Source organism: Pseudomonas sp. Pseusp18, assembly GCF_059506005.1.
Genome location: NZ_CP169240.1, coordinates 3974411 through 4001096, shown reverse-complemented (window position 1 = coordinate 4001096; position 26686 = coordinate 3974411). Strand labels below are relative to the sequence as shown.

Below are 26686 nucleotides of genomic sequence, written 5' to 3'. Positions count from 1 at the left end.
AGTCTGTGCAAACCGCCTCCGTGACAAGGGGCCCGGAACAAGCCTGAAAACAATGAAAACCGTACCGCCTGTTCACCGCATCGCACTGTTGTTCAACGGGAGCAAGATCTATGACCGCGGCATCATCAGCGGCATCGGCAACTACCTGAGCAGCACCCGCGCGTCCTGGGACCTGTTCCTGGAAGAGGATTTTCTCTGCCGGTTGAAAGGGATCGAGCGCTGGCAAGGTGACGGAATCATTGCCGACTTCGACGATCCGCTGATTGGTGAGGCGTTGGCCGACATCAAGCTGCCCGTGGTGGCGGTGGGTGGTTCTTATCAGGATGAACGGGCCTATCCCAAAGGGATCCCGTACGTCGCTACCGACAATAACGCACTGATCACACTGGCTTACACGCACTTGATCGAGGCAGGGCTGCAGCGTTTTGCCTGCTTCAGCCTGCCTGAAGCGCAGGCGAATCGTTGGGCTCAGGAGCGGGAAAAATCCTTTCGACGACTGATGCAACGTGACGGCTTGCACGCCGAGGTCTATCGCGGCATGGGTACCAGCGCACCGCTCTGGGACAGCGCCGTCGAACAATTGATCGCCTGGCTCCAAAGCCTGCCCAAGCCCATTGGCATCATCGCCGTCAGTGACGCCCGCGCCCGGCAGTTGCTGCAAGCCTGCCTGACCGCCGGAATCGCCGTACCGGAGCAGGTGGCGTTGATCGGCATCGACAACGACCCCCTGACACGCAGCCTGACCCGGGTCCCCCTGAGCTCGGTCATCCAGGGCACCGAAACCATGGGCCGCACCGCCGCGCAACTACTGCATCAGATGCTGCACGGCAAGCCGTCCACGGGCACGCACATCCTGATCCCACCTGATGCGATCAACGTGCAGGTGTCGAGTTTGCACCAACCTTTGGGCAACCCCTACGTCATGCAAGCGCTGCTGTTTATCCGCCAATATGCCTGCCAGGGCATCAAGACGGCGCAGGTGGCGGCTTATGTCGGCGTGTCGCGCTCATCGCTGGAGTCGCACTTTCGCACTGTGCGAGGCTGCAGCGTGCACGACGAGATTCTGCGCTTCAAACTGGCGGCGGCCACCAGCGGGCTGGAAAATACCGACACAGCGATTGCGGACGTTGCCCGTAATTGCGGTTTCAAATCCGCACAATATCTACACACGGTGTTTCGTCGCGAGTTTGGATGTACGCCCCGTGAATACCAGCAGGGCGCGAGATAGCGATGCTGGGTGCAATTGGTCGATTGTTGTGTGGTGCATCGACCGGTTGAATCCACAACCCATGGCAATCATCCATCAGAACGCACCACCGCGTTTGTAGGATCACCCTCGGCCAGCATCTGCCTCATGATTTCCCGCTCCCTCGGGCCAGGCAAAACACCGCTGGTTACTCCCTCCAGCACAGTAATACCGTCCTCGTTGGTCATCGTGATAACCGCCGTCGCACGACCTTTTTCATCCACGTCCTTGATGAGCCAATGGCAGGTGACGGTGTCCCCAGGATAAACGGGGTGCTTGAAGTGGAACGTCATCGCCGAGGCCAGCCAGCCAATCTGGCCGCCGATTTCAGTCATCAGGCTGGCCGTCAGCAAGCCATGGGAGACCGGTGCCTTGAAGTGTCGCGCTTGCGCGAAATGCGTATCGAAATGCACTGGATTGTAGTCGCGGGAGATCTGCGCAAAGCGCTGGATGTCTTCCTGCGAGAAGCGGCGGGAGAGGGTGAAGCTATCGCCTGTCTGGAGCCCTTCGGCTGCACGCTGTCTGAAGCTTTTCATTAAAGCGCTTTCTCCTTCGACTAAAAAGAATGCTCGGTCCCTGGAAAGTCGCCTGCTTGCACATCGCCGGCGAAGTCGCGGGCGGCACCGAGCAGCACGCCTCGCAGGTCGGCGTATTGTTTGACGAACCTGGGCAGAGGTCCGGTGCGCAATCCCGCCATGTCCTGCCACACCAATACTTGAGCGTCACAACCGTTGCCGGCACCGATGCCGACGGTAGGAATGGCGACGGCGGCGGTGATCTGTGCAGCGACCTCTGCGGGCACCATTTCAATGAGCAGCGCGAAGGCGCCGGCAGCCTCGAAGGCTCGGGCACTGTCGATCAGTCGCTGCGCATCGTCACCTCGCCCTTGAACACGGTAGCCGCCCAGTTGATGTTCGGCTTGCGGGGTAAAGCCGATGTGAGCCATCACTGGAATTCCCGAGCGCGTGAGTTTCTCGACCTGCGGCAGCATCTCGATGTCTCCCTCGATTTTCACCGCATGGGCGCCGCCTTCCTTCATGAAACGCACGGCGGTGTGGAAACACTGCTCGGCCGAAGCCTGGTAGGAGCCGAAGGGCAGATCGGCAATCACCAACGGCCTGCGGGTTGATCGGGTGACGGCGCGTACCAGTGGAATCAGCTCGTCAACCGTGACTGGGAGCGTGGATTCATGGCCGTAGACGTTGTTGGATGCCGAGTCGCCCACCAGCAGAACAGGAATGCCGGCTTCTTCGAAAATCGTGGCTGTGTACATGTCGTAAGCGGTCAGCATCGCCCACTTCCGGCCACGTACTTTCATCTGTTGCAGATGAGGAATCCGGATGCGTGCTTGCATATTCGACACTTCGTTGTTGCCATAAGGCGAGAGCGTTTCACTCATTATCTTTTCCTCCGAGATGAAATAACGGTCAGCGCAAGATCTGCTCGATCAACAACAGCACCGCGATGATGATCATGATCGCTCCCGAGAGCCGACTGACCACTTGAGCCGCAACGGGACGTGCCTGCAACACGACTCGAGAGCCGAACCCCACCAGCAAATAAACCACGCCACAACTGAACGCATGGAGCAGGCCTAACGCGATGATCTGCATCGGCACCGGCCAGGAGGCCGTCGGGTCAGTGAATTGAGGCAGTAACGCCAGGAACAGCAGAAAGACCTTGGGGTTGAGGCCGCTCACGCAAACCCCTTTAAAGGTCCAGCGCGCCCAGGAGCCGGATTGCTGGGTTTGCCCCGCGCGAGGAACCGAAGGATGCAGGAGCATGTTGATGCCCAGCCAAAGCAGATACGCAGCCCCGCCTACAGTGAGCACTGAAAGGGCAACGGGGTTGCTCGCAACAAGTCCGCCGACGCCGGCCGCCACGACCAGCGTGGCAACCAAATGCCCGATCAGCAGCCCGGCCACGGCGGGCATCACCACACGCCCGAATAACCCCGCCGATATGGCATACGCCCAATCTGCCCCCGGTGTAATCACGAACAAAAACGACACGGCCCAGAAAGCAGCGAAAACACTAGGGGTCATGATCGCCACCTTCTGATTTCAACGGTTTTTTGCATTTCTCTATCTCGCAGACAGGGAGGGGCGACCGACTTGTTTCCAAGTGCGGACGACCAACAGCGCTAAAGTTCGCGAAAAAGAATAATTGAAACCGGCTAGAATATTTTCCCTATTATTCCAACGCAGATACTGGTTTGAGGGAGATTCTTCTATATGGACCGAATTGATCTGAAAATTCTTGCCGAGCTTCAGGCCGACGGGCGCCTGTCGGTGACTGAATTGGCAGAGCGGGTCGGTCTCAGCCTGTCCCCCTGCCATCGTCGAGTGCGTGCTCTGGAAGAATCAGGCGTGATCCTGGGCTATCGCGCACAACTCGCCCCCAGTGCACTTGGCCTTAACTTTTCGGCAATGGTGTTTGCGACGCTTCGCGAGGGCGATCACCGGGCGGTTGAAGCATTCGAGGTCGCGCTTCAGGAGATACCCCAGATCGTGGAGGCGCAAAGGCTTTTTGGAGAGCCCGATTACTTGCTCCACGTCGTCACCCGGGATCTGCCGGCTTTCCAGCAGCTTTATGATGAACGCCTCTCCACGCTGCCCAACGTCCAGCGCCTGACATCCACCCTGGTGATGAAACGGGTCATTCAGGACCGTTCCCTTCCTCTGTGATTTGAACCTGTCTGTTGGGTGGTGCCGGATCGGCTTTCAACTGGCTTGATCGGTCGCATAATGGTGCTAGGGCTTTTTGCGCTTCTACAGTTAGCATTAGGCTTTATCTACGCAGTAACCGAGTGGGTCGAACATTGATCGAACGACGTCAATTCAGCGGAGGCATGAAGGGGAAAAATCTCCGCTATCTGAATGAAAACCCTGATGAGCTTGCTCGAATGACCCGGGCAGGCTTTGTGCTGCTCGAGCATTTCTCGCTGCCTGCGTTCACCCAGGCACTGGACACCATTGTCACCGCGAATCTTCTACGACCCAGGCTGTTCTCTTCGCGAACGTTCGGCTTGAACGACGGCGAGGTCATCAGCGATCTGGGCCTGGTCATCCGGCCGGATGCACGTCTGGATGCTTCAGCCATTCACGACTTGGATCTGCTGGTGATTTGTGGCGGCTACAGGACAGAGCTCAAGGCTGATGATGAGTTCATCAGCCTGTTGCGAATGGCGGCGAACCAGGGTATCTGCCTGGCCGGGTTGTGGAATGGCGCATGGTTTCTGGGCAGCGCAGGTTTGCTCGATGGGTATCGTTGCGCCATTCACCCCGAACATCGCCCCGCACTCGCGGAAATCTCCAAGGCGACGCAAGTCACCAGTGAACCCTATGTCATTGATCGCGACCGCCTCACCGCGTCCAGCCCCTCGGGTGCATTTCATATGGCGCTGGACTGGATCAAGGGCCTGCACGATAAAGCCCTCGTCGAGGGGATCGAGGACATTCTGGCGTTCGAGGAGTCTCGCTATCGGCGCATCAAACCGGCCGAAAATATCTGTGTGAGCGCGCCCTTGCGCGAGGTGGTCAAGCTGATGGACGCCAACCTCGAAGAGCCTCTGGAGCTGGAGCAACTGGCGGCCTATGCCGGCCGTTCCCGACGGCAACTGGAACGCTTGTTCAAGGAGCAACTCGGTACAACGCCGCAGCGGTATTACATGGAACTGCGGATCACCGAAGCACGGCGACTGCTCCAGCACACCGAACTGTCCCAGGTCGACGTGTTGGTGGCTTGTGGCTTCGTGTCGCCGAGCCATTTCAGCAAGTGCTATAGCTCGTACTTCGGGTACAGACCTTCCAAGGAAAAGCGGCTCGTTAAATAAAGGCTTTCCTTCACCTCTGCGCACCTGACTTCCGGCCCGATTGCTGCCCCGTCCCGCAGGGCAGCCATCGATCGGCTTTTGACGCTATTTGTAATGCTGCTCAAACATCGCCACTTGATCCGGCGTGATCAGCTGAAAGGGTACCCAGACATCCGCTTCGACCGGCTCGCCCTTGATCATCTTGATGGCCGCTTGTACCGCGCTGGTCGCCTGGGCCTTGGGGTCTTGAAAGACGGAGGCGACCAGCATCCCGCGCTTGATCGCCGCCAGGCCGTCGGGCAGGCCATCGATGCCGACAATCGCAATTTCGCCCTTGGCTTTGCCGGCTTGCTGCAGTGCCATGGCCGCGCCGATGGCCATCTCGTCGTTGTTGGCGACGATGGCGTCGAAGCCAGTGCCAGCCAACAGCCAGTTGCTGGTCAGGTCCATGCCTTTGTTGCGCTGCCACTCGGCACTTTGCTGTTCGATGATTCTGATCCCGGGGTAGTCCTTGAGCACCTGTTTGACCCCTTCGGTGCGGTCGTGCGTGGAGTTCTGTGCCAGGTCGCCCATGATGATCGCGATGTTGCCTTTGCCCCCCAGCTTGTCGGCCAGGTAGCGCATTTGCAGTTGCCCGGCCTCGATGTCATTGGACGCCACCGTGACCACGCCTTTGGGCAGCACGCGTTCGTCCGGGTGGCGGTTGACGTAGACCAGCGGAATCTTCGCCTCGACAGCGGCGCGGGTCATGTTGGCGGTGGCGGCGGTGTCCACGGGCAGGACGATGACGGCATCCACCTTTTGACCGAGAAAGCCCTGAATCTGATTGAGCTGGCGAACCACATCACCCTGGGCATCCTCGAACTGGATCTGGACGTTCTCCTTCCTGGCGGCATTTTCCAGGCCGCTGCGCACATAGGTCATGAAGTTGTCGTCAACCCTGGCAATGCTGACGCCGATGCGATAGTCGGCGGCGGCCCATTGGCTGACGAGTAATAACAGCGTGGCAAAGAATAGTGTGCAGCGACGCATGATGGTTTTCCTTTTGTTGTTATGAGATGAGCCAGTCAGTTAAGCCGTAATGCGACCCGTAGCAGCAGCCTCGCAAGCTCGACAGCTGCTACAAAGAGAGCGGCATTCAATCCAGCGTGAAGGCTTGCCGAAAACGCTCAAGTGCCACTTCGCTGTCACCGCTGGCCCAGCCCTCGAGCCCGACGACCCCGGTGTATCCCATGCGGAACAAGGCCTTGGCAATGGTCGGATAATGGATTTCACCGGTGCCGGGCTCCATGCGACCGGGGACATCGGCCACCTGGATTTCGCCGATGGCGCTGCCGGCGCGCTGGATCAGTTCGATCAGGTTTCCTTCGCCGATCTGGGCGTGATAGAGGTCCAGGTTCATCTTCAAATGCGGGCTACCCACGGCCTCGATCAGCGCCAGGGTATCGTCGGCGCGAGCGAAGGGCGTGCCGGGGTGGTCCACTTCGGTATTGAGGTTTTCCAGCAAGAACACTCGGCCCGCGTCTTCGCCCAGGCGAGCGATTTTTTCCAAGGTCTTGCAGGCGCTCAACCACATGCGTCCGGTGGTGTGGGCCATGGGTTTGACCGGCAAGCCTTTATCGCCCAGGCCGGTGCCATGCAGGTTGAGGCTAGGGCAATTCAGTTGGGCGGCGACGGCCAGCGATTCCCGTGCGCTGTCGAGCAGATGCTGGATGCCTTCGGCGTCGGTCAGGTTGCCTGAGATGTAGCCGGTCATCGAGGTGAAGTCAGCGCCGGTGGCGACCAGAGCCGGGATGTCTTTCTGGGTCCAGTCCCAAATTTCGGCGCTGAAACCCAGCGCGTGAATCCGTTTGACGCGTTCGGTGAACGGCAGGTCGAGGAACACCATCTCGGCACTGATCGCCAGTTTGAACGGGATGAAACTCATGAACGGGCTCCTTGCACGCGCACTGCTTTGCCCTGTTGGACGGACTCGATACACGCGCGGGCAATGGCCAGTGCCGCTCGGGCATCTTCACCGCTGGCCAGTGGTTTTTCACCGGTGCGCAGGCAGTCGACAAAGTGATTGAGCTCGGCCACATAGGCATCCCGCAACAGGTCGGTGTCCATGCGTTGGGTGTCGGCCTGGATGCCATTAGCCAAGTAGCGCAGCAGGTCTGAGTCATTGACGCTGCCCATGGTCAGCATGCCGGCGCTGCCGAACACTTCCCCTCGAACATCGTAGCCATAAACGGCCTGGAAATTGGCCTCGGCCGTGGCGATGGCGCCGTTGTCGAAACGGATCGTGACCACGGCGGTGTCTAGAAACCCTTTGCTCTTGTAGTCCGGTGCAATCAGCGCATCGGCCATGACATAAACCTCGACCGCTTCGGTGCCGGGATTGAGGTAGCGCAGGGTATCGAAGTCATGGATCAGGGTTTCGAGAAAAATCACCCACTGCGGCGAAGCGGCGGGATTGTTCAGTGCCGGGTCGCGAGTCAGCGAGCGCAGCAGTTGCGGCGTACCGATACGGCCGGCGACCACGTCCAGATGGGCGGTGCGGAAGCTTTTGGCAAAACGACGATTGAAGCCAACCTGCAGCGGCACGCGGGCATCGGTGGCTGCGGCGATGGCGCGGTCGGCCTCGTCCAGGGTGATGGCCATGGGTTTTTCACAGAACACCCCTTTGCCGGCCCGTGCCGCGCTGATTACCAGTTCGGCATGGCTGCGGGCCGGGGCGGCGATCAGGACGCCGTCAATTTCCGGGTCATCGAGCAGTTGCTGTGGATCGGTATAGACCTTCTGCACACCCAACTCTGCCGCCAACCGAGCGGCCTGGCCGGGTGTCGGGTCGGCGATGGCGGCCAGGCAGGCACCGGGAATGTGCCGGGCGGCCGTCTGACCGTGAAAGCTGCCCATGCGGCCGGCGCCGATGAGGCCCAGGCGGATGATCTTGGACGTACTCATGAATTGACTCCCTTTTATTGTTGTTCAGTGACTCGGCCGCAGGAATGTCCTCGGCTGGCATAACCCTTTGAGCAAGTGCTGTGCCAGTATTTAAGTCATTGATATTTAAGGGGTAAATCAATACTTTTTGAAAGAAGTGTTCATTCTCAGGACATGTCTACACTGACATGTCTAAAACATGAACATGGAAGCGGATGTCGATGATGGTCAACCCACAGGTAACAGCCTTCAGCGCGCAAGACCTCGATTACATCACCGCTCTCGGCCCTGCGTCGTTGAACGAAGGCTCGATCGCCGCGCTGGAACAGGCCTGGCTGGCGTGTCTGAACGGGCGTACCGATCGACCTGCCGGGGTCAGGCCGGTGATTTGGGATTCCTGGCGGCGCAGCGTCGGCATGGGCCTCGATCCTGAGGATGGCGAATATCGATTTGTTGCTCCTGCGGTTCTGGCCGCGACGCTGGCGGCCAATCGCACGTTGATTGCAGCGGCAGCGCAGGTCATGGGGGGATTGCTGGCCTACAACCCCAGGGGCCATATCAACCTGACCGATGCTCAAGGCACGACCCTGTACTTCTGCGGCCTGGACCTCACGCCGGTGGGCAGCCGGTTGCTGGAGTCGGTGCAGGGCACCAACTGCACGGGGCTGGCGCTTGCCGAGGACCGATTGGTGTATGTGCTGGCCGAGGAAAACTTCGCCAGCGGCTTGCGTCGACGGCGCATGCACTGCGCCGCCGCGCCGATCAGGGATGCGCAGGGCAGGACGCTCGCCATGCTGACCCTGACCGCTGAGCCGGGCTGGTTTCATTTTCATACGCTGGGCACCGTCCAGGCCGCGGCCGAAGCGGTCTCGCGGCAGATGGCGCTGCAAGCCCTGCTAGAAGAACAGCAAACCGTGCTTGAAGTGCTCAACGAGGGACTCGTGGTGCTGGATGAGCAGGGCTGCATCAAGGCGCTCAACCGTTATGCCCGGCAATTGTTCCGCGTGGGCCAGGATCTGCTCGGCAGCCCGTTCCAGCGTCTGGGGCAAAGCGAACTGACCGATGAAATATTACTGCGCGGCGGGGAAGGTCTACGGGATCTGGATTGTACGTTTGAGCTCCATGATCGCAGTCAGTTGGCGTGTCTGGTGTCGGTATGCCCATTGGAGCAGGGTGGGCGGATCGTTTCGTTGCGTGAGAACCGGCGCATCCGCGAAATTACGCGCCGGGTCATCGGCACTCAAGCCAGCTACACCTTCGAGACCATTCAAGGTAATTCGCGAGCGATACAAGACGCCTTGCACCTGGGACGGATCGCCAGTCGCAGTGAATCGACCACGCTGATTCTGGGTGAGAGCGGTACCGGCAAGGAGCTGTTCGCCCAGGCGATCCATAACGCCAGCGAGCGTTGCGACGGTCCTTTCGTGGCGGTCAATTGCGGAGCCATTCCGCGCGATCTGGTGCAAAGCGAACTGTTTGGTCATGTCGAGGGCGCCTTCACCGGATCGGCTCGCGGCGGATCTGCCGGGAAGTTCGAATTGGCCGATGGCGGCACGATCTTCCTCGACGAAATCGGCGACATGTCTTTCGATGCCCAGGTCAGTCTGCTACGGGTCTTGCAGGAAGGCGAGGTGACGCGCGTGGGGGCGAAAAAATCGCAGCAGGTGGATGTGCGCATCATCGCCGCCACCCACCGCAACCTGAGCCAGGCGGTGGCCGATGGCGCTTTCCGTGAGGATCTTTACTACCGGCTCAACGTCCTGAACCTGACGGTTCCGCCGCTGCGGATGCGCCGGGAAGATGTGCCCTTGCTGGCGCGATATTTTCTCGGTCGTTGCGCGCGGTCATTGCGCAAATCGGTGCAGGGCATCTCGCCAGAGGCGCTGGATATTCTTTCGGCCTACAGCTGGCCGGGTAATGTTCGGGAGCTTGAAAACACCATCGAGCGCGCAACCAATCTGGCGATGACCGAGATGATCCAGCCGGGTGATCTGCCACTTGAAATCAAGCAAAGGCTGCGGCCATCGGTGCCGGGAAGTGTGCCCGAACTCCGGGCTGCGCTGGACCTTGGCACCCATGAAATGAACGCGATCATCGCCGCCCTCAAGGATGCCCGAGGCAACATCCGCCTGGCCGCCCGGCAACTGAACGTTTCTCGTGGCGGGCTGTACAACAAGATGAATCGGTTCGGGCTGAGCGCCGATGCTTTTCGTGCGAGCACCGACCTCTGATGGGTAATGCTGTTCACTTAAGCCGTAATGCGATCTGTAGCAGCTGCCGAGCTTGCGAGGCTGCGTTCGGCTGCGCAGCAGTCGTAAAACCAGAACTCGCGGTGTGTCAGGCATACCGCGTCAGCTGGATTCACGACTGCTGCGCAGCCGAACGCAGCCTCGCAGGCTCGACAGCTGCTACCAGCGAACGCAGCTTCTAGCGTTCTCTGAGGTAATGATCTGCAACGGAATATGCACCCGATGCCGGAGCGGATCGAAGTCCGGCGTGGTCTGCAACTCGACCAGCAAGTCGATCAGCGCGGCCGCCAGCAAACGCGGCTGTGAGTCGATGACCAGGTCGATCAACCCTTGATCCAGGGCTTGTCGCGACAGCTCGGTCGACTCCTGCAGGATGCAACACAGCGACGGCCGTTTTGGTAGCTGTGACAGGGCCCGGATGATGCCGTCGCCGCCACCGCCGACCACGCACAGCCCCCGCAAATCGGCATGGCGGGCGATGAGTTCCAGCGTCGCCTCTTCGGTGACATCGCAGTTGTCCAGGTTGATCACCGCTTCGAGTAGCCGCAACCCCGGTGCGCGCTCCGCCAGGTAACTGCGCAGCCCCTCGACCCGAGCCTGATGACCAAGAAAACGATGGCCGCCGAGCAATACGCCGACGCTGCCTTTGCGTGCACCGCAGGTGTGAGCCAGCAGCCAACCCATGGTGCGCCCGACCTCATGATTATCCTGACCGATGTAAGGTTCTTCTGCCGCCTCGTGGATGTCGGACAGCAGGGCGATCACCGGTACGCCCGCCGCTCTGATCTGCGCGATGGCGGCATTGATCTGCGGGTGAGCGAAGCTGACCACCGCCAGGCCATCACACTGCACGGCCAGTTGTTCGATCTGGGCAATGATCGCGCTGGGTGTGCGATCGAAGACGTATTCGAACTGGCAGCTCAGATTGGCGCCGGCCTGACGCTGCGCTGCCTCGGTGATGGCGGTGGCAACGTTGGCATAGAACGCCTGGGCGGTACCGAGCAACAGGATGCCGAATCGATAGCTGGGACGACGTTCGCGAATGCGCTGGCCGATCAGCCGGGCGGCGAAATAACCGACGGCTTCGGCGGCCTGGAACACCTGCTCGGCGGTGGCCGGGTTGACCGGAGCCCGGGCATTGAGCACCCGGTCCACGGTGGCGACACTCAAGCGAGCGTGCTCGGCAACGGTGGCGATGGTGGGGCGTTTTTTGTTGTTCATGGTGGGCCCTTGAGTCGCTTTGATAGAAAACTATCAAGCTGCAATGGGCCTGGATGATAGCTTGATAGGGAATGTATTCAAGGGATTGAGGGTGGTTTGTGCGCTCTCTATATTTTCTCCAGCGATGCCATCCCGCATCGAAAGCAAGTGCTTAAAACCATCAAGCTTGCGGAGAACAATAAAATGCCCGAACACAACGCAGCCTTTGAAAAAACCGATAAACCCGTGCCAAGGGATTATCGATTGACCGGTCCCGAAGCCGCCCGAGCGGCGCAAAAAGGTTTGGTATCGGCAACGTGGTACCAATCGCCCATCTCCCGCAAACGCATGAAAGAATTGATGCAGCGTCGCGATGGCCCGGCCCTGCGTGATACCGCCATCTGGCTGTCGGCGATGGTCGTCACCGGCTTCGGTGGCTACTGGTTCTGGGGCTCCTGGGCCTGTGTTCCGTTCTTCTTCGTCTATGGGCTGCTCTACGGCACGGCGTCCAATGCCCGTTGGCACGAAACGGGTCACGGTACGGCGTTCAAGACCCGCTGGATGAATGATGCGGTCTACCAGCTGTCGAGCTTCATGTTCATGTTCGAACCCCAGGTCTGGCGCTGGAGCCATGCACGGCATCACACCGACACCATTATCGTCGGTCGCGATCCGGAAATCGTCGAGCCGCGTCCACCGAGTCTGATCATGATGGTGCTGAGTCTGTTCAGAATGCCTTACGCGTTGAAGACGATGGGGTCAGTTTGCCGGCATGCAGTCGGGCGTATGGGTGAAGAAGAGCAGACCTTCATCCCCGAATCCGAATGGCCCAAAGTGGCGCGAGACGCACGCGTCTGGCTGGTCATCTATGGGCTTACCGTGGGCACGGCGCTTTTTCTGCAGAGCTGGTTGCCGCTGATGTTTATCGGTCTGCCGACCCTCTATGGCGGTTGGTTGTCCTACCTGTTCGGCCTTTCGCAGCATGTCGGCCTGGCGGAAGACGTACTCGATCACCGCAGCAACTGCCGCACGATTTACATGAACCGACTGCTGCGCTTCATGTACCTCGACATGAACTATCACCTGGAACATCACATGTATCCGATGGTGCCTTTTCATGCGCTGGCGCAGCTTCACGAAGAGATCCGCCGCGACTGCCCGCCGCCTTACGGCAGCCTGTCCGAGGCCTTCAAGGAAATCATCCCGACTATCTGGAAACAGCGCAAAGACCCGAGCTACTTCGTCTGTCGTCCTTTGCCACAACGCGCAGCATCGGCCGCCACCGTCCAGGCAGAACCTGAAGTAACGCCGGCCTGACACCCTCCTGTCTGTACCACTACCAGAGAAAATGCCATGACCGATCAATGGATCGATGTATGTGCCGTGGGCGATATCAACGAAGAAGATGTCATTCGTTTCGATCATGGCCCGCACACCTATGCCGTCTACCGCTCCGCCGACAGCGAGTTTTTCGCCACGGCGGGCCTGTGCACCCACGAGTCCATTCACCTCGCCGATGGCCTGGTGATGGAGCACGTCATCGAGTGCCCCAAGCACAACGGGCGTTTCGACTACCGCTCCGGCAAAGCCCTCGGCGCACCGGTGTGCGTCAACCTCAAGACCTATGAAGTCCGGGTCGAGGCGGGGCGTGTGTTGCTCGCCATCACGGTTTAACTGCACGGAGTCTGTGCCATGAGTCCTGCCAATGCTCCACTGGTCATTGTTGGCGCCGGGCATGCCGGTGGCCGCGCGGCCCTGACCCTGCGCGACGAAGGTTATAGCGGTCGCCTGATCCTGATAGGTGACGAGTTTCACCCGCCCTATGAACGTCCGCCGCTGTCCAAAGGGTTGCTGCAGGGCACGGTCGATCTGGCGGGCTACAGCCTGTGCGATAGCGCTCGGCTCGCTGAACTGGACATCGAACACCTGGCCGGCAACCCGGTAAAAGGCCTGGACCCGCACCAGCATCGTCTGCAATTGGCCGACGGCAGCTGGTTGCATTACGCCCGATTGTTGCTGGCGACGGGAGGGCGCTCGCGCAGGCTTGCTTGTGTGCCCGAGCATCTGCGCAATGTGCTTTATCTGCGTAGCCATGACGAGGCGCTGACACTGCGCAATTCGTTGCGGCCCGACACCCGACTGGTGATCATCGGCGGCGGCTTCATCGGCCTCGAAGTCGCAGCCACCGCCCGAGCCTTGGGTTGTACGGTGACCTTGCTCGAAGCCGGGCCGCGTCTGGCGGGGCGGGTGTTGCCGGAACGGTTGTCCAGCGTTCTGTTGGAACTGCATCGCAGCCAGGGTGTGGATGTCCGACTCAACGTGGCGATCGAGGCGGTGCAGGGCACTACTCATGTTGAATCGGTGCAACTGGTCGATGGCCAACTGCTGCCCTGTGACCTGGTGGTGGTGGGCATCGGCATGCAGCCCAACACTGAGTTGGCCATGGCCGCCGGGCTTGAGGTCGGCCAGGGCATCCGTGTCGATGCGCAACTGCGCACCAGCGCGCCGGACATCTTTGCGGCGGGGGATGTCTGTGAATTTCGGCTGCACCCACAAGGGGGGTTCCAGCGTCAGGAAACCTGGCGCAACGCCGAAACCCAGGGCCGCCACGCCGCCCTGAATCTGTTGGGCGGCGAGTTGCCTTTCGAGGTCGTTCCCGGTTTCTGGTCCGATCAATACGACTGGGGATTACAGACCGTAGGCGTGATTGCAAACACGGAACCCACGGTAAGCCGGACAACCCCGGGCGGCGGTTTCCTGCTGTTCTACCTCGATGCCGAGCAGCGTTTGCAAGGTGCTTGCGGCTGGGGCCAGGGCAATAGCGTCGCCAAGGACATCAAGCTGTGCGAACGACTGATCGCTTCGCATAACCCCCTCTCGGTAGAGGCTCTGGCCGACGCCGAGGTATCGCTTAAACAACTGCTGAGGAACTGACATGCGCGAATTCCTGGTCTTCCAGTCCCTTTGGGCCATGCAAGATCACCGTGGCCAATGCGAGCTTGCGCTGGAAGCGCAACTGGAGAAAATCGTCGCCGCCGGTTTCGACGGAATCACCGACCATTTCTGGGTGGCGAACCATGCCGCACGCCTGCATGCAGCCGCCAAGGCGCAGGGCCTGCAAATCGAAGGACAGGTGTTCCCCCGCACCGTGGATGATCTGGCGGCAGCGATCGACGTCGCGTCCCGCTACGGCTGCCACCATCTCACGCTGCAAGCCGACGTCCGGCCACGCACGCTGGCGCAAGCCATCAAGTTGATCGAGGGGTGGCAGCGACTGGCAGAGCAGGTGGACTTTCCGATCCTGCTGGAAACCCACCGTTATCGCCTCACCAGTGATCTGTTGTTCACCCTCGACATTCTCGCGCAAATGCCCGATCTCAAACTGTTGGCCGACTTGTCCCACTATGTCGTGGGCCGCGAACTGCCAGAGCCGGCTGCGGCCGAGGACGACGAACAGATCCAGACCATCCTGCGCAATAGTTGGGGTTTTCATGGTCGTGTCGCCAACAGCGAACAGGTCCAGGTGCCTCTGAGTTTTGCCCAGCATCGACCCTGGCTGGAGCGTTTCCTGGGCTGGTGGCGCTATGGGATCGAGGACTGGCTGGCCCGACCGGACACACCCGCCAGCCTGTCCTTCACCTGTGAACTCGGCCCGCCACCCTATGCCATCACGGGGGCCGACGGACGCGACATCACCGACCGCTGGGTCGAGGCGTTGATGTTGAAGGAATTGATGCGCGAGGTCTGGGATGACTGCCGGGAACGGTCTTGCGCATCCTGACTTAAAGCCTTATCCGGCCTCGATCAAAGACAAACAGGCGGTCTGATTCCGGCCTGAGCGTTTCGCCAGGTACAGTGCCGAGTCCGCCTGTGTCAGCAGGTGCTTATATTCGGCAGCCTCCGGCACGCAGGTATAAACCCCTAAACTGACGGTCACACTCTTGGCCAGGTTGCCATCGTGTGCAATAGCAAGGTTCAGCACCGCGAGCCTGATGTCTTCGGCAATGGAGTAGGCACCTTCGGCATCTGTATCAGGTAGTAATACCGCAAACTCTTCGCCACCGTACCGCGCGGCTAAATCGGATGGCCTGTGAATGCATTGCGCGATTGCCTGCGCAACGGAAGCGATGCAATGGTCGCCGGCAATATGCCCGTATTGATCATTGAAGCTTTTGAAATAATCAATATCGAGCATTATCAAACTGATCTGAGAGTGATGTCTTACCGCGCGAAGCCATTCCTGCTGCAAGCTGTTTTCGAGGTGGCGTCGGTTTGCAAGTCCGGTGAGCGCATCCTGTAATACCAGTTTTTCCAGGGCTGCCCGGGTCTGCTTCAAATGATTTTCTACCGAGACGCCGTAACGTATTTTCTTGATGAGCAAGAGGCCGACAAGAAGGTTGACCAGCAGCACTGCGCCAATCATCAATGCCATCTTGATTGTTCCGGTTTTCCACTCGGCAAAAATGGCTTCCCGTGAATTGGCGGCAGCGACGACCAATGGATATTTTTGAAGAAGCCTGTAGCCGAAGAGTCGATCAACGCCGTCGATAATCGATTTGATCATGACGGTATCAGCCGGAGACTTGGGTAAATAGATGGAAAATATTTCCCCTTTGGCTAGCGACGCACCGATGAACTCTTCAGCAAAAGGCCGCCTGGCGATTATCGTTCCGTCGGGAAGGGCCAGGAAAATTGCGCCTTTGCGGTCAATGGAGAACGTTGAGAAGAACTTATCAAAGTAGGCCATTTTGATCGTGGCCAGCGCGACACCCTTAAAATGGCCTTCGCTATCGTTGACTCGTCGGGAGAACGGAATAATCCATTCGCCGGTCGTGCGGCTGCGTATGGCCCGGCCGATTCTAGGCGACAGGGTTACGTTGTTTTTGTGAAAGATGAAGTAGTCACGATCGGCATTATTGGGGGCTTCAGGTTTCGAATCGAACGAAGTCAGGACCCAGTTGCCGTTTTCATCATAGTAAAAAAGGCCGTGCAACTGCTCGGTGGTAAAGACTCTGCGCTTAAGCAGTTTTTGCGTTTTATCGAGCTGTTGGGCACTTGGGTTGTCTTTTATTCTGTCGATCAGTTCATCCAGGATCAGGTTGGCTTCATCAAACGTGTCAGTCGCTTGTTGGGCCATCGACCACGTCAAATTGCCTGACACCAGTTTTGCTTGCGAGAGTTCATAGGCTTTACTTTGGGCGGCTTGAAGCCAGTAAATACTCAGTATCGAGAGGGTGACTAAAGCCATGAACACGACGGAGATCGCTGTTGCCGGCAGTCTTCTCGGCTGCAAAGGGGAGTGGCGGGTATTGTCTTCGGAGCGGCTTTCCACAAAACCCCCTAGGATGAATTTCTACTACATTATCTGTTGAACTGCGCAGGTGCCAACAGTTCATGCAATTCTCGAACTTGGGGCAATTCAAGCTCCATATGGTTTTTCGCGTTTTGTTTCAAACGACTAGATCAGCGTTTTCAGGTCGATATCCTCGGCCATCGCCTTGTTGCCGGCATCGCCGGGATGCAAGTGGTCGCCGGAGTCGATAGTCGGCAGTAAGCGACTTGGGTGTTCAGGGTCGCGGGTCATTAGATCGAAGTCGATCACGGCATCGAATGCGTGGCTGCTACGTATCCAGTCATTAATGGCCTGGCGCAGTTGTTCTTTCTCGGCGCTGTGATAATTCTTCACGCTCGTTCCATCCAGGGCGCCTTCGACCGGCATCAGGGTTGTTCCAATGATGCGAATGTTGTTCAGGCGCGCTTGATCGATCAGTTGCCGATAGCCCGCAATCAACTGTTCCTTGGCTGGCAGGCGTTCGTTCGGAGCGAAGGAGGAGCCCGGCCAACTGATGTCATTGATGCCGAGCATCACAATCACCGTTTTTACTCCGGGCTTGCCCAGCACATCGCGCTTGAAACGCGCCAGTGCACTGACACCCATGCCATCTTCGAGCAGGCGAGCCCCGGATATCCCAGCGTTGAGCACCGCGAGCCTCTGCGCGGCCAAGCGTTGAGCGAGGAAGTCCGGCCAGCGTCGATTGCTGTCCAGGGTCGAGCCATTGCCATCGGTAATCGAGTCGCCGAGCACCACCAAGGCACGGGTGTCGACCGGTGCATCCACCAGGATGTCGCTGAGAAACAGCCGCGCCTCCACCCGCTCGCTGCCTTCCAGTCGCTGAGCGTCGACATGTTTGCCAGGGGTGATAAATGCGGTTTGTTTGCCATCCCAGTGGAAGGTCGTCAACGGCGTGTGCTGCGGCAGATAAAGAGAGATCGCAAGCTCACTGAGCGCCGGCACTGCCAGATCTATCGGATCACTGATCCGCGTTTCACCCGCGGCGAGGGTGACCTGTTCCTGATCACTGAACTTCAGCGTGTGCCCGGAGCCTGCGCGAATCTGATCGACGCCCTCAACGAAGGCGATACGCGCGGCACCGATGACCAGCGGTTGCTTGCCATATTCGTTGGAAACCACCACCCGCACCCGGCTTCCGCCGCTGCTGATGCGCACCCTCTGGTGAAGGGTGCTGTCGGTCAGCGCTTCAGGAATTCGCGTGGGCAGCGGCAGTTCGTTGCCCCAGGTGGGTTGAGGGCTGGCCATCCAGGTGGTGACCCAATTTTCCGCCGCCATGACAGGGCTTGCGGCAAGCAGGGCAGTCAAGGCGAGAGGCAACGGTATTCTCGAGTGAAAGGCTTTCATCCAGGTATCTCCTTGGGCGGTAATGATTCAAGGAGGCCAGATTGGTCTATTCAAAATGCGTGTGGTAGAAGGAGGAACTGCATACAGCTCATTCCAGAATCGAATGCCCATGGACAGTCTTAAAGCGATGCACTGTTTTGTCCGCGCCATTGAGCTCGGAAGCCTGTCATCTGCCGCGCGTGAGTTAGGCAGCACTCAGCCCACCGTCAGCAAACTGGTTGCTGCCCTGGAAAAGCAATTGGGAGCCCGTCTGCTGATTCGTGGCACCACCGGGTTGACGCCTACCGAACAGGGAAAGCGTTTCTACGAGCGTGCCAAAGGCGTGCTGGAAGAGTACGGCGAGGCCGTTGCGGATGTGCGTGGTCTGACCGAACGCCCCGAAGGTTTTCTGCGCGTCAACGTTCCGGTCAGCCTCGGTGTGTTGCGGTTGAATGCGTTGCTGTTGTCGTTCATGGCGCAGTACCCGGCCATTGAAGTGGAGCTGATCCTCAATGATCGTTTCGTCGATCTCACTGAGGAAAACGTCGACCTGGCCCTGCGCCTGGGGGGCAGCCTGCCGCCGAATGCCGTTGCCCGACGCATAGCGACTTCACCGCGCTATCTGGTGGCCGCACCGGAATACCTGCGCAACCATTCCCCATTGAAAAGCCCGGCGGACTTGAGCGAACACAACTTCCTGCGTTTTGCGTGGTTGACCGCGGGCGACCGTCTGGAGCTCAACGGCCCCCATGGTGAGCAGGTCAGTGTCACGACTCAGGGGCGCTATCGAACCAACAGCTCATTGGCCATTCGCGACGGTCTTCTGCAGGGCGCGGGGCTGTGTATCACGCCGGCCTGGCTGGTCAGCGACCTGCTTGAAAGCGGGCAGTTGATCCGGGTGCTGCCCGACTGGAGCGGCCCACCGAACGACGCTTTTCTGATCTATCCCGAACGCCGCTACCGCCCACTGCGCACGCGTTTATTGATGCAGTATCTGGCCGAACGGGTAGGGCAGTTGCCTGGTTTCATGTCTTGATGGAGCACTCTTGATTTGACGGGTATTTGGTTGTGCTATACAACTAAATACACATTTTGTTCGAGGTGCTCCCCGTGACCCATTCCCAATCAGACCTGATTAACCAAGTCCGCTCGGCGTCGCGTCTCATGGTGCGCGAGTTGGGGTTCATGCAAACCACGCTGGCGGCAACGGACTATTCGCCTTCGTTTGTTCACACGATCGTGGAGATTGGGGATCGTGGTTCGCTGACGGCGGGAGAGCTTGTGGAGCTTCTCGGCCTGGAAAAATCCACCGTGAGCCGGATGGTGCGTAAGCTCATTGAGGCCGGTGAGATCGAAGAAATTCCACACGAGGAGGATGCGCGCTCCAAGAAGCTGCGACTCACGGTGCAGGGCAAGAAAACCCTGCGAGCCATTGATTCGTTCGCCAGGCAACAGGTGGACGCTGCCTTGGTTTATCTGACGAATGAGCAACAACAAGCGGTGAGTGAGGGCATCGCCAACTATGCCGGTGCCCTGCAAGCCCATCGACTCGGTACAGCGCCGCAGCCCCCCGCGCAGCTGGATATCGCTCGGGGCTACCGGCCCGGAATCATCGGCCGCATGGTGCAAATGCATGCCGACTACTACGCACGGCATTCGAATTTCGGCCAGCCGTTCGAAAGCCTGGTTGCATCGGCCATGGCGGAGTTGATGGGGCGTTTGCACAATCCACGCAACGAAGTCTGGGTGGCTCTGGATGGCGAGCGAATTGTCGGTTCCATCGCGATCGACGGTGAAGGCGAGGGCGGCGAAGCGATTCTGCGCTGTTTCATTCTGGATGACTCGGCGCGAGGCAAGGGCGCAGGCAAACGCTTGCTGGCTGAAGCCATGAAATTCTGTGACGAACAGGGCTTTTGCGCGACGCGGTTGTGGACATTCAAAGGCCTGGATGTGGCTCGCAAACTGTATGAAGACTTTGGCTTCAAGTTGGAACAGGAGCAGGAGGGCCAGCAGTGGGGCGCAACGGTTATCGAACAGTGTTTTGTTCGACCTGGCCCGGTTGCTGGGCCGCTAAATGGAGTTGGCGATACGCATCCACCAATTGATCTTGCGTGAATGCGCGATTTCGCCCGCTGGGATTGGGCAGGACCCAGACCGAGGTATCACCAAAAGTTTTTGACTGAAGCCCCCACGCAATTTCCCGTTGACCGGACAACGCGCTGTACGCAGCTTTGCCGAGAAACGCCACAAAGCGTGGCGCATAGCGTGCGATCTTTTGTTCAAAATCCGCGGCGGCAGCGGTGAACTCATGCACGGATAGCTGATCGGCTCGCGCTGTAGGCCGTTCAACCACTGCGGTTAATCCACATTGATATTGCAAGATCATCCGGTCGTTTTCCGGGCGCACCTCTGTAGGCGTAAAACCGGCGAGATGGAGTGTGCGCCAGAAGCGATTGCCTCGACCCGCAAAATGATGGCCCTGGGCGGCGGCAGTCACGCCCGGATTAATGCCACAAAAAATCACCGCAAGCCGTTCGGTGAGAATGTCTTCGAGTCCTTCACCCACCCTACACCTCACACACCACAAATCACGTTGACCGCATTGCGGGCAAGCTCCGTCAATTCCGCGCGGGATTTGCCCGCCCGCGCCCGTATCGAAATGCTATGCAACAGGGATGACGCGAGTACGGCGAGGGCGGCTGGGTCGACATCGTCTTTCAACTCACCGGCGCTGACTGCCGCGCGCAGACGCGTTTCGAGATCGGCATCGAGCCGGCTGAGCCGGTCCGCAAGAACCTCTCGTATTGCAGAATCCTCGACGGCTTCGGTCGTCGCCGTGCCGATCGCAAAGCAGCCACGCGGTTGCCCCTCGCCCGAGAAGTAGATCGACAACTGTCCCTCATAGAAGCCCATTAGCGCCTGCTCCAAAGTCAGGTCTTTGTCCGTAAGCGCTTCCTGCATGGCAGCGGAGGCAGACTCCCAATACTGTTCAAGCGCCTTGATGTAGAGCGCGTGCTTGTCACCGAATGCCGCATAGAGGCTTGGGCGATTCATGCCGGCCGCAGTGGCGATGCTGTCCAGGGAAGCGCCGGAATATCCGGTGTTCCAGAAAACCCCAAGCGCCTGTTGCAGCGCTGTCTGCGGGTCATATGCGCGGGGGCGGCCTCGGCCTTTGCCCTCTGTAATCTTTTTTTGTGCCATGTCGTACAAAATCCTTGTGTGGGGATGGGCTGCTCTATATTCTTACACCATCGCACAAAATTAAGGAACCAGAAGTTCCTGAACGTCAGGTTTGTTGTAGCTGAGCTCGAACTGGGTGTTGCGGCGACGAAACCGGTGCGGCGGAGCGATCCTCCCTGACCGTGCACGGGTTTGCTTTCTCACAGCAATTTTTGCCATCAGGGCCGCAGGCGATTCTCGCAGGTGCTGGCCCGATTTCCCGGTTAAAGGTGTATTCGATCATGACTAAACAGTTCGACATCCCGGCTACGCAGACCTTCGAGCACGCAAGGCCTGACGCGCCCATCAAAAAACCGTTCAAGCAGAAATTTCGGCCCTTGTTGATTGTCGGTTTGCCGGTGCTCTTCGCCGCGCTGGGCTATGCCCGCTATCAAGCAGGCGAGGCGTTCATTTCGACCGATAACGCCTACGCCCGAGTGGCGAAGGCGTCGATCAACGCGCGTATTTCCGGACAAGTCGTCGAAATCGCTGTCGAGGACAACCAACCGGTTCACAAAGGCCAGATGCTGTTTCGGATCGACCCCAAACCGTTTCAGATCGCAGTTGACCGTGCGCAAGCACAGCTGAGCGTGGCGCGGCTGCGCATCGATGGGCTCAAGGCCGGTTACCGGCAGCAGCAGGCTGAACTGCAATCGGCCAAAGAGTCGGCTGATTTCGATCAGCGCGAGTTTGCCCGCAAAAAAGCGCTGGTCGCTACCGAGTTTGTCTCGCGGGCGATTTACGAGCGCGCCGACACCGACCTTAAAGTGGCCCGGCAACGCATCGCCTCGATCGAGCAACAGATCGCCAGCACGGTTGTCGCGTTGAACGGTAATCCAGATATCGAAGCCGATAACCACCCGACGGTTCGTGAGGCGAGGGCGCAACTGGACGAGGCGCAACTCTACCTCTCGTACACGACGGTGTATGCGCCAGACGATGGCATCGTGGCCAAGGTCGACGATTTGCAGGTTGGCAACTATGTCAGCAACGGTGCACCGGCTTTTGCGCTGCTGTCCGATCGGCAGATTTGGGTCGAGGCCAACTTCCGCGAAACGCAGGTGACCCACATGCGTCCAGGCCAGGAAGCAACCATCAGCATCGACACCTATCCCGATCACGTTTTCAAAGCCCACGTGACCAGCATGAGCCCCGGTGCCGGATCGGACTTCGCCTTGCTGCCGCCTGAAAATGCCACCGGCAACTGGGTCAAGGTTGTCCAGCGGGTACCGGTGCGCCTTGAACTCGACGAGGCCGACCCTGCGTTTCCGCTTTTTTCGGGCACCAGCGCCACGGTCAAGGTCGATACCGGGTATCACACGCCGTGGTGGCATCCGCTCAAGGCGCTGTTAACCGCAGGTAACTTCTGATGAACGCCAATTCTATCGGGCCTCAAGGTGCGGGAACATTGAGGTTCGCCGCGCTGCTCGCGACCTATATGCAGTCGGCGAACCTGCCGTTGCCGAATGCGGTACTCAGGTTTATCCAAGGCAGCCTGTCGATGACCGACGACCAGGCAGGCTGGGTATTCACCTCGTACCTCGCGGCGAGCGCAATCACTATGCCGGTAGCGCAGTGGCTGGCCGAGCGTTATGGCTTGAAGCGGGTTTATCAGGCCGCGCTGGCCTTCTTCGTTCTTGGCTTGCTGCTCGCAACGGTTGCGACGACTCCGCTGGAGTTCGTCGGTGCGCGAATTATCCAAGGCCTGGCGAGTGGCGTGCTGGCGCCGCTGTCGATGGCGATTTCAATGGAGACGTTGCCACTGGAGAAGCGTGCGAAATTTGGCGCGACATGGACGGCAATCGTGCTCTTCGGAATCGTCAGCGGCCCGAGCATCGGTGGTTGGGTCAGCGAGCATTTTGGCTGGCGGCCGATCTTCTACATCAGCCTTCCGTTGTCGGCATTCATCTTCCTGGTGATGGCGCTTTTGCTTGCCGAGAAGAAGGCCGAGCAACTTCCGTCGTTCGATTTCTTCGGCTTCGGTAGCTTCACGCTGGCGTTGATCAGCCTGCAAATGTTGCTCGACCGCGGCGAACGCCTGGACTGGTTTACCTCGACCGAAATCTGGCTGGAGGCGGCGGGCTGCGCGTTGGGGGTGTACCTGTTCGCCGTGCATCTGTTGAGCAAGAAGGTGCATTTCCTCAACAAGCGTCTGTTCAAGGACCGCAACTTCGTACTGTCGACGATTATCTTTTTCGCCGTGGGTTTCGTGCTGTTGTCGACCATGGCACTGACGTCGCCGATGCTGGACGAGATCCTCGGCTACCCACCCGATGCGACAGGTTCGCTGACGATACCGCGCGGTGTGGGGCTGGTAGGGGCATTCCTGCTGATGGGTCGTGTTCCCGAGCGTTTCGACCGTCGGTTGTTCGTGGCGATTGGCGTGGCCGTGGTGATTTACGCCAACTGGCTGATGCTCGGTTATTCGCCGTTGATGGACTGGTCGCCGGTGGCGATTGCCGGGGCGATCCAGGGGATTGGCATCGGCATCTTGATGCCGTCGCTCACCAAGATCGCGTTCAGCACACTCGACCCCAAGTTACGCCCGGAAGGCACCGGTTTTTTCAATCTGTCGCGTGTTTACGGAAGCACCTTCGGTGTTGCGATTGTGCAGATTTTCTTCTTCAACAATACGCAAGCGATGCACCTGGCACTGGTCAGCCATCTGACGCCTTATCGCGCCGCTGCGCATGCCGCGCCGATGTCCCTGCAAGCACTGGCGGGGCTCAACGAAATGATCACCGGCCAGGCGGCTTTCATCGCGGTGATCGACCAATTCAAGCTGTTGATGGTGGCGATGCTGGTGGTCAGTCCACTGGTTGTCTTTCTTCGCAAGCCCGTTCCGACCAACTAGTTTTCGTGGAGTTTGCCCAATGAAATCCAATGCGCGCTTCATCAACAGACAGACGTTCAACACCACGTTCGGTGCGGTGTCGGTTCTTGCGTTCCTGACGGCCTGCACCGTCGGCCCCGACTATCAAATGCAGCCACCGAGCCTGTCGCAGCACTACGACCAACAGGCCGAGCAGCGTCTCGGCCAGGGCGGCAACCAGCCTGGCGGGCAACACATCAACCTTGGCCAAAAGGTCAGCGGCGACTGGTGGACGGCCTTCCATTCGCAGAAGCTCGACCAGGTTGTGCGTCGCGCCATCGAGGGCAATCTTGAGCTCGTGGCGGCGGATGCAACGATCCGGCAAGCGGCGTCGTCCGTCGCGGCGGCGGAGGGTGCGCTTTATCCGCAGGTCGATTTTGGCGCCCAGGCGGGGCGTCAGCGGGTACACAACGCTAAAGAGCCTTCGATCTCCAATTTCTACGCGATCGGGTCGCGGGTCGGTTTCGACCTTGATGCGTTTGGCGGCAACAAGCGGCGGGTCGAGCAGCAGCAAGCGTTTACCGATCTTCAGAAGCATCGATACGAAGCGGCGTACCTGACCCTGACGGGGAATGTCGCCAGCCAGGCATTGTTGGTGGCGTCTGCGAACGCGCAGATGGCAGCCGTCGAAAAGCTGCTTGCCAATGACGCCAAGAACCTCGACCTGGTGCGCAGGGCACATGCCAGCGGCGTCACCACGCAGATCGACGTTTCGCTGGCCGAGACCCGGCTCGCCCAGGACCGCACACTGTTGCCGCCCCTCGCTCAGCAGCGTGATGCCGCGCGCCATGCGCTGTCGATTCTCACCGGTAAAGGCCCTGGCGACTGGATCGCGCCGGACTTCGATTTTGCCGAATTCGTATTGCCGGCCAACGTGCCGGTGAGTGTGCCTTCGGAACTGGCACACGGCCGACCGGACGTCCTGCAAGCAGAGGCGGAACTGCACATGGCCAGCGCGGCAGTCGGTGTCGCGACTGCGAACCTCTATCCCCATGTAACGCTGTCCGCCTCGCTGGTACAGGCCGCTTCCGGCAATGGCGGTGCCGCGCTCTGGGGTTTGGCTGCAGGGTTGGCGGGGCCGATCTTCGACGGCGGAACGCTCAAGGCTGAACGTCAGGCTGCCGTCGACGGCTACAAGGCGACGCTCGCCGGCTATCAGCAGACGGTCATTCAGTCGTTCGGCCAGGTCGCGGACTCGTTGCAGGCGATCAACCATGACGCCGAGCAAAACCAGGCGCAGGAAGACGCGTTACGCGCTGCAGAAACCAGTTTTCGGTTGAACCAGCAAGCCTACGCGCAAGGCGAGAACAGCATTCTCCAGGTGCTGGAAGCGGAACGTGCCTACGAGCAAGCGTTGCTGGGGCAAATCCGGGTGAAGACCGCGCAGTATCTCGACACGGTGCAACTGTATGTAGCCCTCGGCGGTAATTCCGTCGGCGCGTTTGAGCAACGGATTGCCAGTCGCGAAGCACAGAACCCTTCGTATCAATAACGGCTACGGCCCCGAGCATTGGAGTCAAGAGATGTCTTACGAAGCTTTTCACGATGCACTTCGCGATACCCGGTTTGCGCTGAACCACGGTTCAGGTGAGATGCCGGCCGTTGGGTTCGGCACGCTGTTCAGTGATCTCAGCGTCACCACACAAGCGGTCAAGGACGCCTTGGAAGCGGGCTTTCGCCATTTCGACTGCGCAGAGCGCTATCGCAATGAGGAGAGTGTCGGCGTTGCGATCAAAGAGGTGCTGGAGGCGGGCAAGATCCGCCGGGAGGACGTGTTCATTACCACTAAACTGTGGAACACCAACCATCGTCCCGAGCGAGTCAAACCTGCCTTCGAGGCCAGCTGCCGCCGCCTCCAAGTGGACTCTATCGACTGCTACCTGATCCATACGCCGTTTGCCTTTCAACCCGGTGAGAATCAGGACTCGAGAGACGAACAGGGTCGCGTCATCTACGACTCCGGCGTGACACTGATCGAGACCTGGAGAGCACTCGAACGCCTGGTGGATGAAGGCCGCTGCAAGTCGATCGGCTTGTCTGATATCACGCTGGAAACGTTAAAAGAGATTGTGGCAGTGGCCCGGATCAAACCTGCCGTGGTGCAGGTCGAGTCCCACCCTTATCTGCCGGAATGGGAACTGCTTGAGTTCTGCAAACAGCATGGAATCGTCCTTCTGGCGTTCGCGCCACTGGGCCATGGCATGGAGCCGAAAGTGTTGGAGGAATCGGTGATTACAGGGATCGCCAAGCGCTTGCAGAAGACTCCGGCTCAAGTGGCATTGGCCTGGTCTGTACAGCGGGGCGTTGCTTTTTTGACCACGTCCGCTACACCAAGTCATATCAAGGAAAACCTGGATATTTCCACCCTGCCGCATAGGGCGATGCTTGAGATCAAGGAAGATATTACGACCAGGGTACGATTCAACTCGGTCGTGGAAACCGGTGTGCCTGGATTTATTCCACGGAAGAAGTGACACACGACGAG

At 59.2% G+C, this 26686-nt stretch carries 25 protein-coding genes; 14 read left to right on the top strand and 11 right to left on the bottom strand.

Annotation, left to right across the window (positions count from 1 at the left end):
- Positions 1-52: 52 nt before the first annotated feature.
- On the top strand, positions 53-1228 hold the full coding sequence (locus ACEN9A_RS17880; RefSeq protein WP_086944903.1) for a XylR family transcriptional regulator: 1176 nt from the start codon (positions 53-55) through the stop codon (positions 1226-1228).
- Between the two features lie 68 nt (positions 1229-1296).
- Here ACEN9A_RS17880 and ACEN9A_RS17875 read toward each other — a convergent pair whose 3' ends face one another.
- The 3 genes from ACEN9A_RS17875 to ACEN9A_RS17865 are packed head-to-tail and all read right to left on the bottom strand — an operon-like array spanning position 1297 to position 3291.
- A complete protein-coding gene (locus tag ACEN9A_RS17875) occupies positions 1297-1782 on the bottom strand; it encodes a MaoC family dehydratase (RefSeq protein WP_258668983.1) in 486 nt (161 codons plus the stop codon).
- 20 nt (positions 1783-1802) lie between these two features.
- Positions 1803-2645 (bottom strand): 3-methyl-2-oxobutanoate hydroxymethyltransferase, encoded by an 843-nt coding sequence (gene panB, locus ACEN9A_RS17870; RefSeq protein ID WP_258668981.1) that lies wholly within the window; start codon positions 2643-2645, stop codon positions 1803-1805.
- A 28-nt stretch (positions 2646-2673) separates the two neighbouring features.
- Positions 2674-3291 (bottom strand): LysE family translocator, encoded by a 618-nt coding sequence (locus ACEN9A_RS17865; RefSeq protein ID WP_019648612.1) that lies wholly within the window; start codon positions 3289-3291, stop codon positions 2674-2676.
- A 189-nt stretch (positions 3292-3480) separates the two neighbouring features.
- Here ACEN9A_RS17865 and ACEN9A_RS17860 point away from each other — a divergent pair, with 189 nt between their 5' ends.
- Both ACEN9A_RS17860 and ACEN9A_RS17855 read left to right on the top strand, forming a co-directional pair.
- The gene (locus ACEN9A_RS17860) at positions 3481-3933 is read left to right on the top strand and encodes an Lrp/AsnC family transcriptional regulator (RefSeq protein ID WP_019648613.1); all 453 of its coding nucleotides are present in this window, start codon (positions 3481-3483) and stop codon (positions 3931-3933) included.
- A 164-nt stretch (positions 3934-4097) separates the two neighbouring features.
- Complete coding sequence (locus ACEN9A_RS17855) at positions 4098-5081, top strand: GlxA family transcriptional regulator (RefSeq protein ID WP_258668979.1); 984 nt, start codon at positions 4098-4100, stop codon at positions 5079-5081.
- A gap of 84 nt (positions 5082-5165) precedes the next feature.
- Here the strand turns inward: ACEN9A_RS17855 and ACEN9A_RS17850 are convergent, their stop codons facing one another.
- From ACEN9A_RS17850 to ACEN9A_RS17840, 3 genes are all read right to left on the bottom strand, one after another.
- Positions 5166-6092, bottom strand: coding sequence for a sugar ABC transporter substrate-binding protein (locus ACEN9A_RS17850; RefSeq protein ID WP_258668975.1), 927 nt, complete (start codon positions 6090-6092; stop codon positions 5166-5168).
- Between the two features lie 106 nt (positions 6093-6198).
- Positions 6199-6987 carry a TIM barrel protein gene (locus ACEN9A_RS17845; protein WP_258668972.1) on the bottom strand — a complete coding sequence of 263 codons (789 nt, stop codon included), beginning with the start codon at positions 6985-6987 and terminating at the stop codon, positions 6199-6201.
- The gene (locus ACEN9A_RS17840) at positions 6984-8006 is read right to left on the bottom strand and encodes a Gfo/Idh/MocA family oxidoreductase (protein WP_258668970.1); all 1023 of its coding nucleotides are present in this window, start codon (positions 8004-8006) and stop codon (positions 6984-6986) included. Before ACEN9A_RS17840 ends, ACEN9A_RS17845 begins: the two co-directional genes overlap by 4 nt.
- A gap of 194 nt (positions 8007-8200) precedes the next feature.
- Here ACEN9A_RS17840 and ACEN9A_RS17835 point away from each other — a divergent pair, with 194 nt between their 5' ends.
- A complete protein-coding gene (locus ACEN9A_RS17835; protein ID WP_258668968.1) occupies positions 8201-10216 on the top strand; it encodes a sigma-54 interaction domain-containing protein in 2016 nt (671 codons plus the stop codon).
- 177 nt (positions 10217-10393) lie between these two features.
- On the opposite strand, the gene ACEN9A_RS17830 is transcribed toward ACEN9A_RS17835, so the two are convergent.
- Complete coding sequence (locus ACEN9A_RS17830) at positions 10394-11455, bottom strand: LacI family DNA-binding transcriptional regulator (RefSeq protein ID WP_258668964.1); 1062 nt, start codon at positions 11453-11455, stop codon at positions 10394-10396.
- Between the two features lie 183 nt (positions 11456-11638).
- On the opposite strand from ACEN9A_RS17830, the gene ACEN9A_RS17825 reads away from it, so the two are divergent.
- Genes ACEN9A_RS17825 through ACEN9A_RS17810 form a run of 4 tightly spaced genes read left to right on the top strand, consistent with a single transcriptional unit; the run spans position 11639 to position 15215 of the window.
- Complete coding sequence (locus ACEN9A_RS17825) at positions 11639-12751, top strand: fatty acid desaturase family protein (RefSeq protein WP_258668962.1); 1113 nt, start codon at positions 11639-11641, stop codon at positions 12749-12751.
- 36 nt (positions 12752-12787) lie between these two features.
- A complete protein-coding gene (locus tag ACEN9A_RS17820; RefSeq protein WP_019648621.1) occupies positions 12788-13108 on the top strand; it encodes a MocE family 2Fe-2S type ferredoxin in 321 nt (106 codons plus the stop codon).
- A gap of 18 nt (positions 13109-13126) precedes the next feature.
- Complete coding sequence (locus ACEN9A_RS17815) at positions 13127-14368, top strand: NAD(P)/FAD-dependent oxidoreductase (protein WP_258668960.1); 1242 nt, start codon at positions 13127-13129, stop codon at positions 14366-14368.
- 1 nt (position 14369) lies between these two features.
- The gene (locus ACEN9A_RS17810) at positions 14370-15215 is read left to right on the top strand and encodes a sugar phosphate isomerase/epimerase (protein ID WP_258668958.1); all 846 of its coding nucleotides are present in this window, start codon (positions 14370-14372) and stop codon (positions 15213-15215) included.
- 9 nt (positions 15216-15224) lie between these two features.
- On the opposite strand, the gene ACEN9A_RS17805 is transcribed toward ACEN9A_RS17810, so the two are convergent.
- Positions 15225-16766, bottom strand: coding sequence for a sensor domain-containing diguanylate cyclase (locus tag ACEN9A_RS17805; RefSeq protein ID WP_408981093.1), 1542 nt, complete (start codon positions 16764-16766; stop codon positions 15225-15227).
- Positions 16767-16892: 126 nt separating this feature from the next.
- A complete protein-coding gene (locus ACEN9A_RS17800) occupies positions 16893-18131 on the bottom strand; it encodes an SGNH/GDSL hydrolase family protein (RefSeq protein ID WP_258668957.1) in 1239 nt (412 codons plus the stop codon).
- A 109-nt stretch (positions 18132-18240) separates the two neighbouring features.
- Between ACEN9A_RS17800 and ACEN9A_RS17795 the strand changes: the two genes are divergently transcribed.
- Together ACEN9A_RS17795 and ACEN9A_RS17790 are read left to right on the top strand one after the other, a co-directional pair.
- Positions 18241-19146 (top strand): LysR family transcriptional regulator, encoded by a 906-nt coding sequence (locus ACEN9A_RS17795; RefSeq protein WP_258668956.1) that lies wholly within the window; start codon positions 18241-18243, stop codon positions 19144-19146.
- A 128-nt stretch (positions 19147-19274) separates the two neighbouring features.
- Complete coding sequence (locus tag ACEN9A_RS17790) at positions 19275-20225, top strand: bifunctional helix-turn-helix transcriptional regulator/GNAT family N-acetyltransferase (protein WP_258674194.1); 951 nt, start codon at positions 19275-19277, stop codon at positions 20223-20225.
- Here ACEN9A_RS17790 and mug read toward each other — a convergent pair.
- The gene (mug, locus tag ACEN9A_RS17785) at positions 20137-20676 is read right to left on the bottom strand and encodes a G/U mismatch-specific DNA glycosylase (protein ID WP_258668955.1); all 540 of its coding nucleotides are present in this window, start codon (positions 20674-20676) and stop codon (positions 20137-20139) included. The two genes, ACEN9A_RS17790 and mug, sit on opposite strands and share 89 nt — an antisense overlap.
- 8 nt (positions 20677-20684) lie before the next feature.
- Positions 20685-21311 (bottom strand): TetR/AcrR family transcriptional regulator, encoded by a 627-nt coding sequence (locus ACEN9A_RS17780; protein WP_258668953.1) that lies wholly within the window; start codon positions 21309-21311, stop codon positions 20685-20687.
- A 260-nt stretch (positions 21312-21571) separates the two neighbouring features.
- Here ACEN9A_RS17780 and ACEN9A_RS17775 point away from each other — a divergent pair, with 260 nt between their 5' ends.
- The 4 genes from ACEN9A_RS17775 to ACEN9A_RS17760 are packed head-to-tail and all read left to right on the top strand — an operon-like array spanning position 21572 to position 26675.
- Complete coding sequence (locus ACEN9A_RS17775; protein ID WP_018930073.1) at positions 21572-22699, top strand: HlyD family secretion protein; 1128 nt, start codon at positions 21572-21574, stop codon at positions 22697-22699.
- Positions 22699-24183: a DHA2 family efflux MFS transporter permease subunit gene (locus ACEN9A_RS17770; RefSeq protein ID WP_258668952.1), complete on the top strand. Its 1485-nt coding sequence runs from the start codon at positions 22699-22701 to the stop codon at positions 24181-24183. The genes ACEN9A_RS17775 and ACEN9A_RS17770 overlap by 1 nt, the downstream gene beginning before the upstream one ends.
- A 19-nt stretch (positions 24184-24202) precedes the next feature.
- Entirely contained in the window at positions 24203-25693 is a 1491-nt protein-coding gene (locus ACEN9A_RS17765) for an efflux transporter outer membrane subunit (protein ID WP_258668950.1), read from the top strand.
- Positions 25694-25724: 31 nt separating this feature from the next.
- Complete coding sequence (locus tag ACEN9A_RS17760; protein WP_258668949.1) at positions 25725-26675, top strand: aldo/keto reductase; 951 nt, start codon at positions 25725-25727, stop codon at positions 26673-26675.
- Positions 26676-26686 lie beyond the last annotated feature (11 nt).

Coding starts and splice junctions, on each gene's coding strand:
- ACEN9A_RS17810 (WP_258668958.1), top strand. CDS start 14,370: ATGCGCGAATTCCTGGTCTTCCAGTCCCTTTGGGCCATGCAAGATCAC.
- ACEN9A_RS17820 (WP_019648621.1), top strand. CDS start 12,788: ATGACCGATCAATGGATCGATGTATGTGCCGTGGGCGATATCAACGAA.
- panB (WP_258668981.1), bottom strand. CDS start 2,645: ATGAGTGAAACGCTCTCGCCTTATGGCAACAACGAAGTGTCGAATATG.
- ACEN9A_RS17765 (WP_258668950.1), top strand. CDS start 24,203: ATGAAATCCAATGCGCGCTTCATCAACAGACAGACGTTCAACACCACG.
- ACEN9A_RS17845 (WP_258668972.1), bottom strand. CDS start 6,987: ATGAGTTTCATCCCGTTCAAACTGGCGATCAGTGCCGAGATGGTGTTC.
- ACEN9A_RS17850 (WP_258668975.1), bottom strand. CDS start 6,092: ATGCGTCGCTGCACACTATTCTTTGCCACGCTGTTATTACTCGTCAGC.
- ACEN9A_RS17860 (WP_019648613.1), top strand. CDS start 3,481: ATGGACCGAATTGATCTGAAAATTCTTGCCGAGCTTCAGGCCGACGGG.
- ACEN9A_RS17865 (WP_019648612.1), bottom strand. CDS start 3,291: ATGACCCCTAGTGTTTTCGCTGCTTTCTGGGCCGTGTCGTTTTTGTTC.
- ACEN9A_RS17855 (WP_258668979.1), top strand. CDS start 4,098: ATGAAGGGGAAAAATCTCCGCTATCTGAATGAAAACCCTGATGAGCTT.
- ACEN9A_RS17830 (WP_258668964.1), bottom strand. CDS start 11,455: ATGAACAACAAAAAACGCCCCACCATCGCCACCGTTGCCGAGCACGCT.
- ACEN9A_RS17780 (WP_258668953.1), bottom strand. CDS start 21,311: ATGGCACAAAAAAAGATTACAGAGGGCAAAGGCCGAGGCCGCCCCCGC.
- ACEN9A_RS17880 (WP_086944903.1), top strand. CDS start 53: ATGAAAACCGTACCGCCTGTTCACCGCATCGCACTGTTGTTCAACGGG.
- ACEN9A_RS17795 (WP_258668956.1), top strand. CDS start 18,241: ATGGACAGTCTTAAAGCGATGCACTGTTTTGTCCGCGCCATTGAGCTC.
- ACEN9A_RS17770 (WP_258668952.1), top strand. CDS start 22,699: ATGAACGCCAATTCTATCGGGCCTCAAGGTGCGGGAACATTGAGGTTC.
- ACEN9A_RS17790 (WP_258674194.1), top strand. CDS start 19,275: ATGGTGCGCGAGTTGGGGTTCATGCAAACCACGCTGGCGGCAACGGAC.
- ACEN9A_RS17815 (WP_258668960.1), top strand. CDS start 13,127: ATGAGTCCTGCCAATGCTCCACTGGTCATTGTTGGCGCCGGGCATGCC.
- ACEN9A_RS17775 (WP_018930073.1), top strand. CDS start 21,572: ATGACTAAACAGTTCGACATCCCGGCTACGCAGACCTTCGAGCACGCA.
- ACEN9A_RS17825 (WP_258668962.1), top strand. CDS start 11,639: ATGCCCGAACACAACGCAGCCTTTGAAAAAACCGATAAACCCGTGCCA.
- ACEN9A_RS17800 (WP_258668957.1), bottom strand. CDS start 18,131: ATGAAAGCCTTTCACTCGAGAATACCGTTGCCTCTCGCCTTGACTGCC.
- ACEN9A_RS17835 (WP_258668968.1), top strand. CDS start 8,201: ATGTCGATGATGGTCAACCCACAGGTAACAGCCTTCAGCGCGCAAGAC.
- ACEN9A_RS17760 (WP_258668949.1), top strand. CDS start 25,725: ATGTCTTACGAAGCTTTTCACGATGCACTTCGCGATACCCGGTTTGCG.
- ACEN9A_RS17875 (WP_258668983.1), bottom strand. CDS start 1,782: ATGAAAAGCTTCAGACAGCGTGCAGCCGAAGGGCTCCAGACAGGCGAT.
- ACEN9A_RS17840 (WP_258668970.1), bottom strand. CDS start 8,006: ATGAGTACGTCCAAGATCATCCGCCTGGGCCTCATCGGCGCCGGCCGC.